The organism is bacterium, from assembly GCA_021157605.1.
Taxonomy (GTDB): Bacteria; Patescibacteriota; UBA1384; order JAGGWG01; family JAGGWG01; genus JAGGWG01.
Genome location: JAGGWG010000011.1, coordinates 34,436 through 50,437, shown reverse-complemented (window position 1 = coordinate 50,437; position 16,002 = coordinate 34,436). Strand labels below are relative to the sequence as shown.

The window sequence follows — 16,002 nt, the reverse complement described above, 5'->3', positions numbered from 1 at the left end:
GATTAACAGCTTAATGGAGGGGTGTGCCGAATGGTAAGGCAACGCCCTGCTAAGGCGTAGCCCGCTTTGCGGGCTTGTGGGTTCGAGTCCCGCCCCCTCCGTATGGTTATTATTGGTTTTAGGGAGGGGTGCCGGAGCGGTTGAACGGGCCTGTCTTGAAAACAGGTGTTCGCTTTCCGCGAACCGTGGGTTCGACTCCCACCCCCTCCGTAGTAAGCATAAAAAGAGGGCTTTAAAAGCCCGGGTGGCGCCCGCGCCTGCAGCGGGGTTGCCTGCCGCCTGCCTGACGGCAGTCAGGGCAGGCAGGGGTAGACGCGCAAGTTTCACTTGGCGTCTTGGTTGTTTCTTGTGGCAAGTAAAGTAGTTTATAAATAGTATTAATTGGCCCGGGTGGCGGAATTGGTAGACGCGCTGGACTTAGGATCCAGTGGGCCTAAACCCTTGAGGGTTCGACTCCCTCCCCGGGCAGAAGATAGAAATCGGGCGCGTAGCTCAGGGGTTAGAGCGACGGCCTTATAAGCCGTAGGTCGGAGGTTCGAATCCTCCCGCGCCCATTAGTTTTAATAGCTCGCCCCCGTAGCTCAATTGGCTAGAGCAGCTCCCTTCTAAGGAGAAGGTTGCAGGTTCGAGTCCTGCCGGGGGTATAGTTAAAAAATAATAGTTTTTATGAAAACACTTAAAAATGGAAAACTGATTCTAGCAAAGTTAGAAGATGGTGAAGATCTTTTTAAATCTTTAGAAAAGATCTTTCGCAGTCAAAAAATGGATTTTGCTGTTATTCTTTCAGGGGTAGGGATGTTGAGAAAAGTAAAATTAGGTTATTTTATTGGTCAAGGAAAATACAAACAGAATAAATACCGTTCTTGTTTTGAAATTGTAAGTTTTTCCGGCAATCTTTGTTTTAATGATAAAGGAGAGTTTAAAGCTCATATTCATACAGTTTTAGGCAAAAAGAACAAGAAAACAGTTGGAGGTCATCTAATAACAGGCAAGGTCCACAATGTTTTAGAGCTTGCTCTATTAAAAGTAGACTCAAACAATAAAATTTACCGAAAGTTTAATCCCAAAAGCCAATTAGAAGGTTTAGAGATTGATAGTTAATTTTTTAGCGCTCGCGTTTTTGCTTATTTAATTGAATTAGAATTTTAAGCGGTCGCTTAAAAACTATTGACTGCTTTTTTTATTTTTGTTATAATAGTGTTTGTACAATGAAAAAACAAAAAGGAGGGGTTATGTTTAAAAGGGTAAAACTTCTTTTTCTAGGGGTATTTACTTTATCTTTAGTTTTTGCACCTCAAGGAGTGGCTTTTGCTTCCCCTATAACCAAAGCTAATATAGTAGAATATACTAATCAGGAAAGGGTAAAAGCCGGCCTTCCTATACTTTGGTCCAATTATAAGCTCAACTTAGCAGCCCAGAATAAGGCTAATGATATGATAGCTAACGGTTATTGGGAGCACTATCACAATGGAAAGTCTCCTTGGGATTGGATGCATGAAGCTGGTTATGAGTTTAAAGCTGCAGGAGAGAACTTGGCTATTGATTTTTTAGAAGTTGAACCAATGATAAAAGCTTGGATGGATTCTCCTACTCATCGTCAAAATATTTTAAATCCTAATTTTAAGGAAATTGGTGTTGGTGTAGCTAAAGGTTTTTTCAAAAACCATGAAACCATTATTGTCGTACAAATGTTTGGTGCTCCTAAAAAAGCAATTCAGGTAGAATCTCAAGTGGCTGGTATTAATGAGCAGGAGACAAAATCTAATGAATCTATTACTTCTACTTCTCCCGCGGAGAAACAAGCTGAAAATAAAGGATTTTGGTCTACTTTAGCAGAAGGCATTAAGAATTTTCTTTTTTGGCTTCGATCTCGCTTGTTTTCCTTTTCTCCTTTTAGCTCTTAAGTTTTATTCTCTAACTAGATTTTCAGAAGGTCAGGTTGAAATGTTAGCGTTCGCGGATAAATTATTGTTATGCTTGACACCTTTTTTCACGGCAAGCTAAAATTTTAGTGTTTACTATTTCTCTTCTTAGTCTTTTGTGAGATTAGGGAGAGACAGAAGATAAACAAATTAGCAAAACAGGTTAGTCAGGCGGTTCCTAAATTTTGAGATTATTATCTCTTTATATCGCTCTCATTGAGCAAAGGTCTTTTTGTTATTTTTTTGCGGAAACTAAATGGTGGTTTATGGGAAAAACTTTTAGATTGGGAGTAAAAATTTTTATCAGTATTTTCCTTTTTTCTCTCTTAGTCCCCTTTCAAACTGTTAAAGCTAAAGAGAGAATAAAATTAAGCAGTTTGTCTCAAGATTTTGGTCCAACCTCAGTTTTAGATTTAACCGGAAATAAAAGCTATAGTCTAAATAATGAAGAGGTTGTGGCGCTTTATAATCGTTCTTCACAAGAAATTGGGGAAGTAAAAACCTATACCACCCAAGAAAGTTGGGATTCAAAAGGAGAAGATTATCTTTTGGCGGTTTTTTCTTTAAATAGTTTGCCTAAAAATATAGCTATCCAAGAAGTAAAGCTGACTCATATTTTTTGGAAAGATGCGGCCAACACTAAAAATTTAATCCAAAGCACTTATTCTTTAGATAAGGCTTATAATGACACTTGGCATACTGATTGGCAGATGCCAGCACCAGTTGATATTAGTGCTTCTCCTACAGGGGAAGAGATCGTCCAAAAAATTGATTTAACCTCAGTGATCACTTCTTTAATTGATTTACAGCCACTGGCAGTAAAATTCCAAGTCCAAAGTGAAGAAACCCTAGAAGAGGAGGTAGCCAAAACTACCCACGATCTTTTAACTCTTTCTGTTTCTTACAACCGCCTTCCTTCAATTGAGCTAATTCAGCCAGAAGATAAGACAGGTTTTGGCGTTTATACCGAAGAAGAGGAGGGTTATCCGGCTTCTCGCCCTGTTTTTAAGTGGCAGGTGAGTGATCCTGACGGAGACCAGCTTGTTTCCCGTTGGCAATTAGTAGAGAAAAAAGATTTTGTTTGCGACTTTTCTACTCCTCTTTTAGACAAAGAGCTGATTGTGGAAACTGAGTATCAACCCCAAAGTGATTTGGCTGAAGGTTTGTACTGTTGGCGTGTAGGAGTTTCAGATGATGGTGGCCTAAATTATCAGTGGAGCGATAGTTATGAGTTTTCAATTGATATTACTTCTCCGCCAGCTCTCTCTGAGGTAAGAATAGATCCTTCTCCTTCAAAGAAGTTTAATAATATAAACAAACCTCATATTTGGGGTAAATTTGAGGCAAAAGATAGTGATTCAGTGGTGGCAGTTGTCAGCTTTTTAAATACAGGTTTAGACGAGGGCTATTTCTATTTTATCCCCCGCAAAAATGATGGTTTTGATTCCCTTGATCCTAATACCTTGCTTTTTTACGGCAAAGGTTTAACTGCTACCAGTTTATCTCAAGTCTCACTTCAGCAGGCAAAGGAAGATAACTGGCAAGAAGCAAAGTATCTTAAAGATGGTATTTATAAAGTGGTGGCTTTTGCTTTAGATGGTGTGGCTAATAGCAGTGAGCTAAAGGATTGGATTGTGTTTGACGAGCTTTACCGTTTGGACACCAAAGCGCCTTCAGCGCCTTTGGTCTCCCTTGAGCTGCGAGAAGGAAAGATTGTTGTTTCTTGGCAGGCAGTTGAAGATGGTATTTATTATGAAGTTTATCGAGACAACAAATTAGTTGCCTATACCAATTCTTTGATGTTTGTGGAAGAAAATCTGCCACAAGGCACTAAGTACACCTATTGGGTTGTAGCTGTTGATCAAGCAGGTAATCGCAGTCGGCCAAGCAATAGCGTAGATATTTATATTCCTGAGCCAAGAGTTTCCAGCACTAGTTATCAGCAGCCGGCAGTAAGTTATACACCCTCTGTTCTTGTCCCTGAAGTCCAAGCTAAAACTCAAGTTCCGCCTAAAACTGAAGAGGATCAATCTATAGAGCCAGAGGGTCAAGTGCGAGGAGAAGAAGAGGCAAAAGGTTTTAACTGGGCGTTATTAGTAGCCATAATATTAGGCATAGTTTTAGTTGTGGGTGGAGGAATGTACTGGTGGTATACCCGTGAAGAGGATGAAATTTAAGTTAAAAAAATAATGATTCCCCCTTTTGGGGCCGACGCGATTAAGGGGAGTGAAAAAAACTAATAAATTTATTAGATTGAGGAGGAAAGATGTTAAGAATTATTAAAAGCTTAATTGTTATCACTGCTGTCAGCGTTTTGGCAGTAGGGGCCACTAGTGCCTACTTTTCAGATCAAGTCACCAGCGAGGGCAATACATTTGCTGCTGGAACTTTGGTTTTAAATGTTGATGGCCAACACTCAAATGTAGCAAAGTTCAATGTTGCCAATCTGCGTCCGGGTTCACAGCCTAAAGGCAGTTACACAGTTTCTAATGTTGGTACTATTAATGGTTATTTAGACATTGAGAACATTTCAGTTACCAGCCAAGAAAATGCTTGTAATGCTGCAGAGACTTTAGCTGGTGATACTACTTGCGGTAATCCCGGTGTAGGTGAGGGTGAACTTCAGGATGTTTTGAATATCACGCTCTTTATTGATCGTGATGGTGATGGTTGGTTTGGTGCTGGCGATACTAAGTTTTACAATGGTAAAGTCAAGGATCTGCCTTCAAGCTTTAGCGATTTAAATGAACCTATTGCTGCTGGTTCCAGCACTACTATTACTGCTATTTTTGATTGGTGGACTACAGGCAGTGATAATTTAGCTCAAGGAGACTCTTTCACATTGGACCTTACCTTTGAGCTGGCTCAAACCGCTAATCAGTAAAAAGGGTTTTGGGGGCTGCCAATTTATTTGGCGGCCCTGGTAAGCCCTTTTATGTCTAGTAAAAAAAGATGGCCAAAAATTAAAAACAAAGCAAAAGCTTACTTTAGCAAAAAGTGGGGGTGGTTGCTTCTTTATCTTGTTATCGTTATTTTTGCTTTGGTTGTTTTGAGTTCCAGATATGGTTTATTAGGTTTTAGGCTTTATAGCGTGCGCAGCGGCTCTATGGAGCCTGCTTTACCCAAAGGGAGTTTGGTATTGGTTAAAGAAGATATTTCCATTCAAAAAGGTGATATTATTACTTTTTATACTGGTTTTAAAAACAACACTATTACTCACAGAGTGGTAGAGATACAAGAAGAGGGAGATACGGTTTTTTACCAAACTAAAGGAGATGCAAATAATGCCCCTGACTCATTAAAGATTGCTGCTGATAAGATAGTGGGTAAAGTTATTGGTTCTGTTCCCTGTGTTGGCTATATTATTGCTTTTGCGCAAAGTTTTATTGGTATTATGCTTTTGATAGTTGTTCCCAGTTTAATTATTATTATTGATGAAGGCTTTAAGCTTAAAGAAGAGTGGCGCCGTTGGCAAAAAAGAAAAAATAAAAAGAAAAATGCTTAAGCACTTTGCTCGTTTATTATTTTTATTGGGATTAATTGGTTTAAATTCTGCTGTTGTTTTTGCTTTTTTTAATGATTCGATTGTTTCCAGCAATCGTTTTTCTGCTGCTAGCGATTACTTTGTTCATCCAGAGGATTTTGTGAAGATCAATGAAGTTTATCCTTATGCTTTTGCTGACAGTAAAGAACAGATAGAGCTTTTTAATCCTACTACTGTTTCTGTTTCCTTGAGCAACTGTTCTTTGCTTGATGGAGCTAATCATCTTATCCAAATCTCCTCTTTTACAATTCCGGTAAATGGTTATCTGGTTTTATCTTTGCCTATATCTATTTTGAATAACTCCGGTGATGAACTGCGCTTTATCTGTGATAATCAGGTAAAAGATAAGGTTGCTTGGGGTGATTGGGATGATGGCAATTTAAGTGATAATGCTCCTAATCCTGATCAAGGAGAGACTATTGGTCGCTATCCGAATGGCAAAGACACTGGTGTGGACAGCAACGATTTTGTCAAAATGACTCCTAGTTTGGGTACAAGTAATCATTTATAATGAAAAAAATTATTTTTTTACTTGCCTGTTTTTTAGTGGTTTTGTTGGCACCTCAAAAGACTGAAGCTTTTGTTTACAAGGGAAAAAGTTTAGGTATTTATTTTGAGGGTGAGCGCCTTTTTACCAAAACCGTACTTAATCCTCACGAAAAAAGTTGCGCGTCTTTAGTAGTAGAAAATTTTTCCAACAAAAATCAAAAATTAGGTTTGGCAACAGAAGGTTTTAAAGATGATAATTTCTTTCGTTATGTTGATTTGAGTGTAATTAAAAAAGATGAAGAGATTTTTAAAAAACTGACTCAATTGATTAGTCCCAGCACTGATGAAGCTGAATTTCTTTTTGCAGTTGCACCGCAGACTAAAGAGGATTTTAAAATCTGTCTCCAGATAAATAAGGATTTGCCCAATGAACTACAGGGGCAGGTTAGTCAACCCGTAAACTTTCGTTTTGGTTTTATTGGAGAAAGTTTTGCTCCTCCGGTTTCTTTAGCCAGTACTGAGACATTAGGCTCCAGTTCAGGTAGAGCAGAAGGAGTAGCTACCCAAACAAAACCAAGTGATAACCAAAAAGAAGAAGTAAAAGGTGAAAGTAAAAGTCAGTGTAAAGAAGGGAGTGTTTTTGTGAGATATTGGTACTGTTGGCTTTTGCTTTTAATGATTATTACCTTATTGAGCTGGTTAGTTTATAAGAGGACCAGGAAAGAGTAGATAGTGCTATAATTATAATGATGGTTAATTTTGGACGTTACGGTTGGATTAAAAAATTTTGGGGGTGGTTATTTGCATTAGCGGCTATTGGCTATATAATTTTTATTTTTGCTAGAACCTCTTACCGCAATTTTGTTATTAATAGGAAAATATATCGTCTACAAAAAGAGGTAGAGCTTGCTCAGGAGGAAAATTTAAGACTTAAGAATTTAGTAGCTTACTACCGCTCTGATTCTTATAAAGAGAGGATGGCTCGGGCTTTGCTTAATTATAAAAAACCTGAGGAAAAAGTTATTGCTTTTCCTTATCAACCCCCCCAGAAAGAAGAATTTAAATTTCAGGACAAAAAAGTAGATACGCGGCCAAACTATAAAAAATGGTGGGATTTTTTATCTGGATCTAGTTAAGATGAAGTAATTCCCTTGAAAAAGGAAAGTTTTTAACTTACACTTGCTGTGTTATATCAAAGATTAATGCGGGGTGGAGCAGAGTGGTACCTGCCTGCCGGCAGGCAGGGCTCGCCGGGCTCATAATTATGCGTTATTTTGTGTATATTTTAAAAAGCATAAAGAAGAAATATTTTTATATTGGTTTGACCAACAATCTTGCAAGAAGAATAAAAGAGCATAATTCTGAGCAGAATAAATCTACCAAGGCTTTTGCTCCTTACAAACTAATAGCTTACTGGAGTTGTTGCTCGCGGCGAGAGGCAAGAAAACTGGAAAAAAAGTTAAAGTCGGGTTATTATAGAGAGCAGATTTACAGGGGCAAGAGGCCAAAGATTAATGCGGGGTGGAGCAGTGGTAGCTCGCCGGGCTCATAACCCGGAGGTCGGAGGTTCAAATCCTTCCCCCGCAATTTTTTAAAATAATTTTCTGCAGAGTTTAGCCTTATTGGCTAGTGGGGATTATTACTACTAGCTGTATAATACTTCTGAATAAGAGGGAAAAAAGAATGGTTCTTATTAAAATCCCCTGCCGATAGGGCAGGGGATAGGGAGTTCTTAGAGCCGGCTTTGCACTTCTTCAAGAGTAGAGAGGGTCTCCTCAAGTCTCTCGCGGTCTTTACCTAATTTTTCAGCTATTTCTTGAGCTATTTCTATTTGTTCTGAAAGAAGTTCAATTATGGCTTGGATTCTTTGAATCTGTTCTTCAATTTGTTCTTTAAAAGGAGAGATAACTCGAGCTAGGATGAAATCGTTTTCTTCTAGAAAAATGCGGCCATTTCTGCTGATGCTGAAGATGCCCTCCGTCGAGATAGAGATCAGATCATTTCCCCGAAGAGTATTAACAAGCTCAGTAAAGATATTATTTCCTTTTTCTCCCAGGGGACAGATATTTTCGCTGGCCAATATCCTTCTGAGTCCTTCCTCTGACAACGGTCCCTCTGTTTGCAACAGGGAAAGTAGCTGTAGAGCTTTTTGCTCTTGCAGAATCTCTCTCTTTTCCATAACCTTTACCTCCTTTTCAAGGTATGTTGCTTCTATCTCATTTTATAACCTAAACTTTTTTTAGGTCAATCTTGCCTTTAGCTAAATATCTTTTTATAATAATTAGGCTTCAAAAGTAGGGTTCAGCCAGTGTAGCTCAGCGGTTAGAGCGACGCCTTCATAAGGCGGAGGTCGGAGGTTCAAATCCTCCCACTGGCATTTTTATTAAAATTTTGCCGCAAAAACTTATCCCACTGAAATATTTTTTGGTTTTCAGGCCGATTTGCCCCTTTATTTTTATTAAGACTTATGCTATTCTATCTTTATGTTTGATTTTAAACGCACTCGCCAAATAGCTTACTTAATATTTATTGCTCTTTTTTTTGTTCTTCTTTTTGTTCTTTTTAACAGCCAGTATTCTCAAGTCAAAAGCGTTCCTTTAAGCCAAGTGATTGAAGAGATAAAAAACGAACAGGTAGAGCAAGTACATATTAAGGGTAATGTTTTAGAAGTTAAGCTTAAAAATGGAGTTGAGCAAAGGACTATCAAAGAAGCTGACACCTCTTTAGCTGATTATGGTATAGATTTGACCAAAGTTAAGGTTGAGGTGGAAGATACAAGTAGTGCTAATTTGTGGTTTAATATATTGTTTTCTTTAGGTCCGATTATAGTTTTTGCTTTTTTCCTTTATTTTATGATGCGTTCTGCTCAGGGAGGAGCTACTAAAGCTTTTACCTTTACCCAGTCCCAAGCAAGAGTATTCTTGGGCGGTAAGAAAAAAATTACTTTTAAAGATGTGGCTGGTTTAGAGGAGGTAAAAGAAGAGCTTCAAGAAGTGGTAGAGTTTCTTAAGTATCCGGAAAAATTCCGTCGTTTAGGGGCAGAGGTTCCTAAAGGAGTGCTTTTGGTGGGACCTCCGGGGTGCGGGAAAACTCTTTTAGCTAAAGCAGTAGCCGGCGAAGCCAATGTTTCCTTTTTTTCTATTTCTGGTTCAGAGTTTGTGGAACTTTTTGTTGGTGTGGGAGCAGCAAGAGTAAGAGATCTTTTTAATAAAGCCAAACGCAATGCTCCGGCAATTGTTTTTATTGATGAGTTAGATGCAGTTGGCCGCCAAAGGGGAACAGGTTTGGGGGGCACTCATGACGAAAGAGAGCAGACCTTAAACCAAATTTTAGTGGAGATGGATGGTTTTGATACTGATACTAGCGTTATTGTTATGGCAGCAACTAATAGGCCTGATGTTTTGGACCCAGCACTTTTGCGTCCCGGCAGATTTGATCGCCGTATAGTGCTGAATTTGCCTACCCGTGAGGAGCGATTGGCTATTCTCAAGATTCATTCCCGCAATAAGTATTTAGCTCAAGATGTAAAGCTGGATAAAATTGCTGCTACAACAGCTGGTTTTTCTGGAGCAGATCTAAAGAATCTGCTTAATGAGGCAGCAATTTTAGCTGCTCGCCACAACCAAAAAACAATTAGACAAAAGGAGTTGGAGGAGGCTTTGGAAAAAGTAATGCTTGGGCCAGCGCGCAAAAGTAAGATTTTAAAAGGCAAAGAAAAAGAGATCTCTGCTTACCACGAGGCAGGTCATGCTTTAGTGACCGAGCTTTTAAAAGAAGCTGATCCAGTGCATAAAATTTCTCTTATTTCCCGGGGAGAAGCTTTAGGATATACTTGGAATCTTCCCGAAGAGGACAAATTGTTAACTACTAAAAGCCGTTTTAAGGCTCAACTTGTTTCTCTTCTTGGTGGCAGAGCAGCTGAGGAGGTTGTTTTCAAAGAATCAACTACTGGTGCTGAAAATGATTTACGTCAAGCTACTAAGATTGCTCGGGAAATGGTAGTTAACTATGGGATGAGTGAAAAGTTAGGTCCTGTAGTTTATGGGGAAAGGGAAGAACTGGTGTTTTTAGGGCGAGAGTTGGCTGAACATAAGGTTGCTTCTGAGAGAACAGCGTCTTTGATTGATAGAGAGATAAAGAGAATTATTGAAGAGGCTTTTTCAGAAGCAAAAAAGATTTTAGAAAAACACCGTTCTTTATTGGCAGCAATATCACAGGAATTGCTAAAGAAAGAGGAGTTGGATCGGAAAGACTTCTTGGCTTTACTAAACAAATTTGGGGTAAAAAGTCCTAAAAAATAATCTATGCGGGGAAGAATTAAACGCCTCTTTGGAGAGAATACTGTTTTTCAAGCCTCGTTAATTCTTTCTTTCTTTATTCTTGTGGCTCGTATTTTGGGATTAATCAGGGACCGTCTTTTTGCAGCTCAGTTTGGGGCTGGATCAGAACTTGATACTTTTTTTGCTGCTTTTCGCTTACCTGACTTAATTTTTAATTTAGTTATTATAGGTTCGTTTTCAGCTGCTTTTATTCCTGTTTTTATGGAGGTAAAGCTGAAAAAAGATGAGAAAGAAGGGTGGCGTTTGGTGAGTATCCTTTTGAATCTGCTTATTTTTTTGTGGATTGCTTGTGCTTTAGTGGTTTTTATTTTTGCTCCTTATTTTGTTAAATTAATTGTTCCCGGTTTTTCTGGCGAACAATTGAGTTTGACAGCACATCTTACCAGAATTCTTTTACTTTCACCTTTGTTCTTGGGTCTTTCTAATGTTGCTGGTTCTACTCTGAATGCATATAAACGCTTTTTTCTTACTGCTTTGGCACCTTCTCTTTATAATTTAGGAATTATTATTGGAGCTTTAGTTTTTGCTCCTTCTAAGGGTGTGATTGGTTTGGCTTGGGGTGTTATTTTAGGAGCTGTGCTGCACTTTCTTGTTCAGTGGATTGGTTTGTTTCAGCTTAGGTTTCGTTATTTTTTTGATTTTAATTTCTGGCATCCTAAGGCTAAAGAGGTAATTTTTTTGGCAATTCCCAGAATGTTGGCTACTTCAGTTTATCAACTTAATCTTTGGATTCAGACTTTTGCTGCTTCTTATATGGCAGGAGGTGCGATTTCAGTTCTTAATTTTGGCCAAAACATACAAAGTTTACCAGTCGGTTTAGTGGGTGTTGCTCTCTCGTCTGCTATTTTTCCTACTTTGACCGAGATTGCTTTTTATGGCCAAAGGGAAAAGATGCGTCTAAAAATCATTAAAGCTTTACGGATGATCTTATTTATAATTTTGCCTCTCACTTTATTTTTAATTGTTCTTAGGGCGCAAGCAGTAAGGGTGATATTGGGAGCAGGTCATTTTGACTGGTTAGATACCTATCTTACTGCTAAAGTGGTTGGTTATTTTGCTGTTTCTCTTTTTGCCCAGTGTTTTATTTTATTGCTTAACCAAGTCTTTTTTGCTCTAAAAGATACTTGGACCCCATTTAAAATTTCTTTTCTCTCTTTTATTGTTAATTCTGTTTTAATTTTTTTATTCACTGCCCGCCTTGAGTTTTTGCCTCGGCTTGGTCCTGAGGGTGTAGCTTTAGCTTTTTCTTTAGCTGCTTTTTTCCAGGCTTGTTTATTGATTTTGAAACTTAAAGGCAAGATTGGGGATTTTGTTTCTGAACTTTGGAGTTTTGGTTTTAAAGTTTTGGTTCTTTCTTTATTAGCTGCTGTTTTTGTCCAAGTGATAAAGACTTTTTTGGGTGAGGTTTTAGATCTTCAATATGGATTAAATGTGTTAATTCAAGGAGGAGCAGCTTTTGTTGTTGGCGCAATAGTATTTTTGCTTTTGGCTAAACTTTTTGATCTATCTGAACTAAAGGAATTTAAGGGAATTAGTGCTAAAATAATATAGCTGATGAAGAAATTTTTAAGTTGTTTGGGATTTTTGTTGCTTGGCTTTTGTTTTTTGGTTTTAGTTGGGCTTATAGCTGTTTCTTTGAGCGGAGTTAAAGAGATCCCTTTTCTTTCCCCATTGCTTTATAAAAAGCCGCCAGCTTTGCCTCGCTCAACAACTGCCTCTTTAGATTTAGAGGCAAAACTGGCTGATGCTTTAAGCAACAAACAAAAGCTTAAACTCACAGAGGGAGAAGTATCTGTTTTTTTAAAAGATGCTACCAAAGATCATCTTCAAGATATAAAAGTTAACATTTTTACTGATAAGGTTCTTGTGTTGGCAGTTTTAGAGGCAAAACCACCTGTTTATTTTACTTTTTCTCTCAAGCCTCAAGATGATGAGAGCAGCAATTTAGAGATTGAAAAGGTGAAAGTAGGATATTTGCCTCTGCCTCTTTTATTAGTCAAAAGTTTTTTGCCCGGTAAAGGGGTTATTTCTTTTAAAGAGGTTTTTGCTGAACAAGGTTTGCAGTTGCGTAGTTTAGAACTTAAAGACAGGGAGTTGGTTTTAGATTTGGATTGGGATAAGATGCTTCAAGATTTTTCCTTTGAATAAAGAGGACAGATATAATGAAACTCGGTGCTCATCTTTCCAAAAAAGGATCACTCAAGAATTTAATTCAGGAAGCAGAGTTTTTAGAGTGCGAGAGTTTTCAGTTTTTTTCTGACAGTCCGAGATCACGGCAAATCAAAAAATGGTCCAAAAAAGAGATAAATTTGTTTTTATCAGGCGTGAAAAAACTGGGTATTAAAGATTACTTTATTCACGCTTCTTATCTTTTGAACTTTTTTTCTTCCAATCCCTTGATTCTTCATAATTCAAAACAAATGCTTGAGAGTTATCTTTTTAAAGCCAAACAGATTAAAGCTAAAGGAGTGGTTTTCCATTTAGGGTCTTTAACCGGTGGTTCTGCTGAAAAACAGATAAAGCAAAGCTGTTTAGTTATAGAGGAAATAGCAGAAAAAGCAGAATCTTTTTTAATTTTTGAAAATTCAGCTGGTGCTGGAAATTTAATAGGAGATAAAATTGAGGAATTAGTATTTGTGTATAGATCTCTTTCTAAGACAGCACAAACAAAGATTTGTTTCTGTTTAGATACAGCTCATGCTTTTGCTGCTGGTTATGATTTGCGTACTAAAAAAGGATTGGACAAGTTTATTTTTTTAGCAGATAAATTACTTGGTTTAAATAAAGTTGTTCTTTGGCATCTTAATGATTCAGCCAGCCCTTTAGGTTCTAACAGGGACAGACATGCAGGGATTGGTAAGGGATTTTTAGGCTTGGAGATTTTTAGAATGCTTGTGAACCACTCTTTATTTAGAGAAACTCCGGGAGTAATAGAAACCCCAAAGGGTGAAGATAGGCTTTTGAGCGATCGCGAAAATTTAAATATTTTACGCTCTCTCAAGCTGGAAAAATAAGGAATTTTATGGTATAATATAAGAGTTGAGGCTAATTGTATAACTTATGACAAATTCTTCTAAAATCCGTAATTTTTGTATTATTGCCCATATTGATCACGGCAAATCTACCTTGGCTGATAGGTTTTTACAGATAACAAAAACAGTTCCTGAAAAAAAGTTCAAGCCCCAATTTTTAGATAGACTGGAGGCAGAAAGAGAGCATGGTATTACTATAAAGATGCAGCCGGTGCAAATGAAGTTTAAGGGGGTTGTTTTAAATTTGATTGATACCCCGGGCCATATTGATTTTGCTTATGAGGTTTCGCGGGCTTTAAAGGCAGTAGAGGGAGCTATTTTATTGGTTGATGCTGTTTCAGGGGTACAGGCTCAGACATTGAGTGTGTTGGAGATGGCTAAAAAAGAGGGGTTAAGGATTATACCAGCGGTAAATAAGATTGACCTTTCTCAGGCTGATCCAAAGAAAACAGCTGAAGAGATTAAGGAAGTTTTGTCTCCTCAAACAGAGATTAGTTTTGTTTCTGCCAAGACAGGGGAGGGGGTAAGTAGTCTTTTAGAAAGGGTTATCAAAGAGACACCCTCGCCTCAGTCTTTGCCGCAAAAAGAATTAAAATCTTTAGTTTTTGATGCTCATTATGATACCCACTCTGGTGTAGTAGCTCATGTGCGTATTTTTTCTGGCCAAATATCTCAAGGAGAAAAGATATATTTAGTTGGCACAAAAACAGAGGCTAAAGCTGAAAAAGTAGGTATTTTTAAGCCTCATTTAACATCTGAAAGAGTTCTTAAGGCAGGAGAAATTGGTTTTGTTTTGACTAATCTCAAAGATATACACAAGGTTTTAGTTGGCGACACACTCACCCATTCCCCTACCCTAAAACCTAATTTTTCGGTTTTATCTGGGTTTAAGAAACCAAAGCCCAAGGTTTTTGCTTCTCTTTATCCAGTTGATGAGAATGATTATGTGCGTCTTCGCGAGTCTTTAGAGCTTCTTTCTCTTTCTGATTCCTCTTTTGAGTTCCGTCCTGAACTTTCGGGGCTACTGGGCAGAGGGTTTCGCTTGGGCGCTTTAGGCAGTTTACATCTACAGATTATCAGGGAGAGATTAGAGAAAGAGTTTTCTCTAGAGACATTATTGACTGCTCCAAGAGTGAAATACAAATTCAAGTTCAGAGATGGTTCTTGGCAAACAACAGATCAAATAGAAAAAATAGATTTTTCTTTGGTTAGTGAGGTATTTGAACCTAAAGCAAAAATTAAGGTAATTGTTCCGGCAGAATTTCAAGGGAAGATTATGGAGTATCTACATCAGCAAAGAGGCACAATGATTAATACCCAATATTTAGGCAATTCGCAAAGGTTGTTTTTGGAGTATGAGGTGCCTTTGGTTTTGGTGGTTAGAGGTCTTTTTTCTAAAATTCTCTCTTTGAGTTCTGGTTTTGCCTCTTTAGACTATAGTTTTTCTGGCTATAAAAAAGAAGAATTAGTCAAAGTGGATATCTCTATTGCTGATAAGATTTTTCCTGCTTTAAGTTTTTTGGCTCACAAAAATGAGGCTTATAAGGAGGCAAGAGAGAAGGTGGATAAAATTAAAGAGGTGCTACCTAGGCAGTTATTTGAGGTGCACATTAGGGCGCAAGTGGGCAGTCGGGTAATTGCCAAAGCCAAACTTTCTCCTTTACGCAAAGATGTCTTAGCAAAGCTTTATGGTGGTGATAGAACACGTAAAGATAAACTGCTAAAAAAACAAAAAGAAGGCAAGAAAAAACTCAAACAGATTGGTAATTTACATTTACCTCCTGAGTTTTTTCAGAAGCTTTCCAAATAAAAAGGCAGCTATTTGGGCTTTTTTTGCAAGATCTCTTTCTTTATAGTTTGCAAGATTTTTCTCTCTTTATTTTTAACCAGAGATTTTTTCCGTGGTGGCAAAGGTTTAAGATTTCCTTGGCAGAAGTTTTTTATAGCTTCAAGGTATATTTTGTGCTCAAACGGTAAAAGACGTTGACTTAAGCTCTCTGGGGTATCGTTTGCTTTAATTTTAATCCATTTTTCTTTGACGCGTTTCCCGTGATCATAGATTTCGTCAACAAAATGGATAGTGGCTGCAGTTTTAAAATTCCTATTTGTTCTTTTTACAAACTCCAACCTTACTTGATGGACTCTTTCTCCGTACATCCCTTTACCACCAAATTCAGGTATAGGTCCGGGGTGGGAATTAAGGATACGATTTTTAAATTTTTTACAAACAGTTGCAGGTACTAACTTAAGAAAACCAGCTAAGCAAATAAGGTCTATTTTGTTAGGATCTAGAATTTTATCTAATTCAGAAGGGTGTTTGATTATTTTGGCAGGGATATTAAATTTTTTGGCTAATTGGATAGCTCTTGCTTGAGGATTAGAGGAGAAAAGCAAAACCACATTGGCTGGTATTTTCTTTTTTTTGCAGGCTAAAACTATTTGTTTAAAAGTTGATCCTCTGCCGTCTGCGCCGACAGCAATACGGGCTATTTTGCTTCCCATTGTTTGTTTAGTTTTGTCTTGGTTTTTAAAAAGGGCCCGGCGGGACTCGAACCCGCGACGCCCAGCTTAAAAGGCTGGCGCTCTACCAACTGAGCTACGGGCCCTTATGGGCTTATTTTCTATTTTCAGTTTATTACGCGTTCACTAAATTTTCAATCCTTTACTTCGGGGCG

At 38.0% G+C, this 16,002-nt stretch carries 16 protein-coding genes and 8 tRNA genes; 21 read left to right on the top strand and 3 right to left on the bottom strand.

The features are described 5' to 3' along the window. Nucleotides 1-15: 15 nt before the first annotated feature. The 15 genes from J7K05_01785 to J7K05_01715 all read left to right on the top strand — a co-directional run bounded on the left by J7K05_01785 (nt 16) and on the right by J7K05_01715 (nt 7,542). Nucleotides 16-101 (top strand) — tRNA-Ser (locus J7K05_01785). 21 nt (nt 102-122) lie between these two features. Next, nucleotides 123-210: transfer RNA gene (locus J7K05_01780), tRNA-Ser, on the top strand. A gap of 174 nt (nt 211-384) precedes the next feature. After that, nucleotides 385-468 (top strand) — tRNA-Leu (locus J7K05_01775). A gap of 13 nt (nt 469-481) precedes the next feature. Beyond that, a tRNA-Ile gene (locus tag J7K05_01770) sits at nt 482-554 on the top strand. Between the two features lie 16 nt (nt 555-570). Then, a tRNA-Arg gene (locus J7K05_01765) sits at nt 571-644 on the top strand. 22 nt (nt 645-666) lie between these two features. Further along, on the top strand, nt 667-1,101 hold the full coding sequence (locus tag J7K05_01760) for a DNA-binding protein (protein MCD6194907.1): 435 nt from the start codon (nt 667-669) through the stop codon (nt 1,099-1,101). A 107-nt stretch (nt 1,102-1,208) separates the two neighbouring features. Further along, complete coding sequence (locus J7K05_01755) at nt 1,209-1,904, top strand: hypothetical protein (GenBank protein ID MCD6194906.1); 696 nt, start codon at nt 1,209-1,211, stop codon at nt 1,902-1,904. Nucleotides 1,905-2,188: 284 nt separating this feature from the next. Further along, complete coding sequence (locus tag J7K05_01750; protein ID MCD6194905.1) at nt 2,189-4,099, top strand: fibronectin type III domain-containing protein; 1,911 nt, start codon at nt 2,189-2,191, stop codon at nt 4,097-4,099. An 89-nt stretch (nt 4,100-4,188) separates the two neighbouring features. Continuing rightward, the gene (locus J7K05_01745; protein ID MCD6194904.1) at nt 4,189-4,806 is read left to right on the top strand and encodes a hypothetical protein; all 618 of its coding nucleotides are present in this window, start codon (nt 4,189-4,191) and stop codon (nt 4,804-4,806) included. A gap of 51 nt (nt 4,807-4,857) precedes the next feature. Beyond that, nucleotides 4,858-5,427 carry a signal peptidase I gene (locus J7K05_01740; protein MCD6194903.1) on the top strand — a complete coding sequence of 190 codons (570 nt, stop codon included), beginning with the start codon at nt 4,858-4,860 and terminating at the stop codon, nt 5,425-5,427. Continuing rightward, entirely contained in the window at nt 5,357-5,977 is a 621-nt protein-coding gene (locus tag J7K05_01735) for a lamin tail domain-containing protein (protein MCD6194902.1), read from the top strand. Before J7K05_01740 ends, J7K05_01735 begins: the two co-directional genes overlap by 71 nt. Next, the gene (locus tag J7K05_01730) at nt 5,977-6,684 is read left to right on the top strand and encodes a hypothetical protein (GenBank protein MCD6194901.1); all 708 of its coding nucleotides are present in this window, start codon (nt 5,977-5,979) and stop codon (nt 6,682-6,684) included. Before J7K05_01735 ends, J7K05_01730 begins: the two co-directional genes overlap by 1 nt. Nucleotides 6,685-6,704: 20 nt before the next feature. Further along, nucleotides 6,705-7,091 carry a septum formation initiator family protein gene (locus J7K05_01725; GenBank protein MCD6194900.1) on the top strand — a complete coding sequence of 129 codons (387 nt, stop codon included), beginning with the start codon at nt 6,705-6,707 and terminating at the stop codon, nt 7,089-7,091. Nucleotides 7,092-7,219: 128 nt separating this feature from the next. After that, complete coding sequence (locus J7K05_01720; GenBank protein ID MCD6194899.1) at nt 7,220-7,507, top strand: GIY-YIG nuclease family protein; 288 nt, start codon at nt 7,220-7,222, stop codon at nt 7,505-7,507. Further along, nucleotides 7,471-7,542, top strand: a tRNA-Met gene (locus tag J7K05_01715). Before J7K05_01720 ends, J7K05_01715 begins: the two co-directional genes overlap by 37 nt. A gap of 145 nt (nt 7,543-7,687) precedes the next feature. On the opposite strand, the gene J7K05_01710 is transcribed toward J7K05_01715, so the two are convergent. After that, nucleotides 7,688-8,134, bottom strand: coding sequence for a hypothetical protein (locus J7K05_01710; GenBank protein ID MCD6194898.1), 447 nt, complete (start codon nt 8,132-8,134; stop codon nt 7,688-7,690). Between the two features lie 125 nt (nt 8,135-8,259). Between J7K05_01710 and J7K05_01705 the strand changes: the two genes are divergently transcribed. The 6 genes from J7K05_01705 (at nt 8,260) to lepA (ending at nt 15,137) form a co-directional block, all read left to right on the top strand. Then, nucleotides 8,260-8,332: transfer RNA gene (locus J7K05_01705), tRNA-Met, on the top strand. A 106-nt stretch (nt 8,333-8,438) separates the two neighbouring features. After that, nucleotides 8,439-10,256, top strand: a complete 1,818-nt coding sequence (ftsH, locus tag J7K05_01700) for an ATP-dependent zinc metalloprotease FtsH (protein ID MCD6194897.1) — start codon at nt 8,439-8,441, stop codon at nt 10,254-10,256. 3 nt (nt 10,257-10,259) lie between these two features. Beyond that, the gene (gene murJ / locus J7K05_01695) at nt 10,260-11,846 is read left to right on the top strand and encodes a murein biosynthesis integral membrane protein MurJ (protein MCD6194896.1); all 1,587 of its coding nucleotides are present in this window, start codon (nt 10,260-10,262) and stop codon (nt 11,844-11,846) included. Between the two features lie 3 nt (nt 11,847-11,849). After that, nucleotides 11,850-12,443, top strand: coding sequence for a hypothetical protein (locus tag J7K05_01690; protein MCD6194895.1), 594 nt, complete (start codon nt 11,850-11,852; stop codon nt 12,441-12,443). A gap of 14 nt (nt 12,444-12,457) precedes the next feature. Then, a complete protein-coding gene (locus J7K05_01685) occupies nt 12,458-13,309 on the top strand; it encodes a deoxyribonuclease IV (GenBank protein ID MCD6194894.1) in 852 nt (283 codons plus the stop codon). A gap of 46 nt (nt 13,310-13,355) precedes the next feature. Continuing rightward, on the top strand, nt 13,356-15,137 hold the full coding sequence (gene lepA / locus J7K05_01680) for a translation elongation factor 4 (protein MCD6194893.1): 1,782 nt from the start codon (nt 13,356-13,358) through the stop codon (nt 15,135-15,137). Between the two features lie 8 nt (nt 15,138-15,145). On the opposite strand, the gene J7K05_01675 is transcribed toward lepA, so the two are convergent. Both J7K05_01675 and J7K05_01670 read right to left on the bottom strand, forming a co-directional pair. Further along, the gene (locus J7K05_01675; protein MCD6194892.1) at nt 15,146-15,829 is read right to left on the bottom strand and encodes a phosphoribosylglycinamide formyltransferase; all 684 of its coding nucleotides are present in this window, start codon (nt 15,827-15,829) and stop codon (nt 15,146-15,148) included. Between the two features lie 31 nt (nt 15,830-15,860). Further along, nucleotides 15,861-15,933 (bottom strand) — tRNA-Lys (locus tag J7K05_01670). Nucleotides 15,934-16,002: the final 69 nt, after the last annotated feature.

Excerpts from the sequence above, each read along its gene's own strand:
- J7K05_01760 (MCD6194907.1), top strand. The coding sequence starts at position 667 with ATGAAAACACTTAAAAATGGAAAACTGATTCTAGCAAAGTTAGAAGAT.
- J7K05_01755 (MCD6194906.1), top strand. The coding sequence starts at position 1,209 with ATGAAAAAACAAAAAGGAGGGGTTATGTTTAAAAGGGTAAAACTTCTT.
- J7K05_01750 (MCD6194905.1), top strand. The coding sequence starts at position 2,189 with ATGGGAAAAACTTTTAGATTGGGAGTAAAAATTTTTATCAGTATTTTC.
- J7K05_01745 (MCD6194904.1), top strand. The coding sequence starts at position 4,189 with ATGTTAAGAATTATTAAAAGCTTAATTGTTATCACTGCTGTCAGCGTT.
- J7K05_01740 (MCD6194903.1), top strand. The coding sequence starts at position 4,858 with ATGTCTAGTAAAAAAAGATGGCCAAAAATTAAAAACAAAGCAAAAGCT.
- J7K05_01735 (MCD6194902.1), top strand. The coding sequence starts at position 5,357 with ATGAAGGCTTTAAGCTTAAAGAAGAGTGGCGCCGTTGGCAAAAAAGAA.
- J7K05_01730 (MCD6194901.1), top strand. The coding sequence starts at position 5,977 with ATGAAAAAAATTATTTTTTTACTTGCCTGTTTTTTAGTGGTTTTGTTG.
- J7K05_01725 (MCD6194900.1), top strand. The coding sequence starts at position 6,705 with ATGGTTAATTTTGGACGTTACGGTTGGATTAAAAAATTTTGGGGGTGG.
- J7K05_01720 (MCD6194899.1), top strand. The coding sequence starts at position 7,220 with ATGCGTTATTTTGTGTATATTTTAAAAAGCATAAAGAAGAAATATTTT.
- J7K05_01710 (MCD6194898.1), bottom strand. The coding sequence starts at position 8,134 with ATGGAAAAGAGAGAGATTCTGCAAGAGCAAAAAGCTCTACAGCTACTT.
- ftsH (MCD6194897.1), top strand. The coding sequence starts at position 8,439 with ATGTTTGATTTTAAACGCACTCGCCAAATAGCTTACTTAATATTTATT.
- murJ (MCD6194896.1), top strand. The coding sequence starts at position 10,260 with ATGCGGGGAAGAATTAAACGCCTCTTTGGAGAGAATACTGTTTTTCAA.
- J7K05_01690 (MCD6194895.1), top strand. The coding sequence starts at position 11,850 with ATGAAGAAATTTTTAAGTTGTTTGGGATTTTTGTTGCTTGGCTTTTGT.
- J7K05_01685 (MCD6194894.1), top strand. The coding sequence starts at position 12,458 with ATGAAACTCGGTGCTCATCTTTCCAAAAAAGGATCACTCAAGAATTTA.
- lepA (MCD6194893.1), top strand. The coding sequence starts at position 13,356 with ATGACAAATTCTTCTAAAATCCGTAATTTTTGTATTATTGCCCATATT.
- J7K05_01675 (MCD6194892.1), bottom strand. The coding sequence starts at position 15,829 with ATGGGAAGCAAAATAGCCCGTATTGCTGTCGGCGCAGACGGCAGAGGA.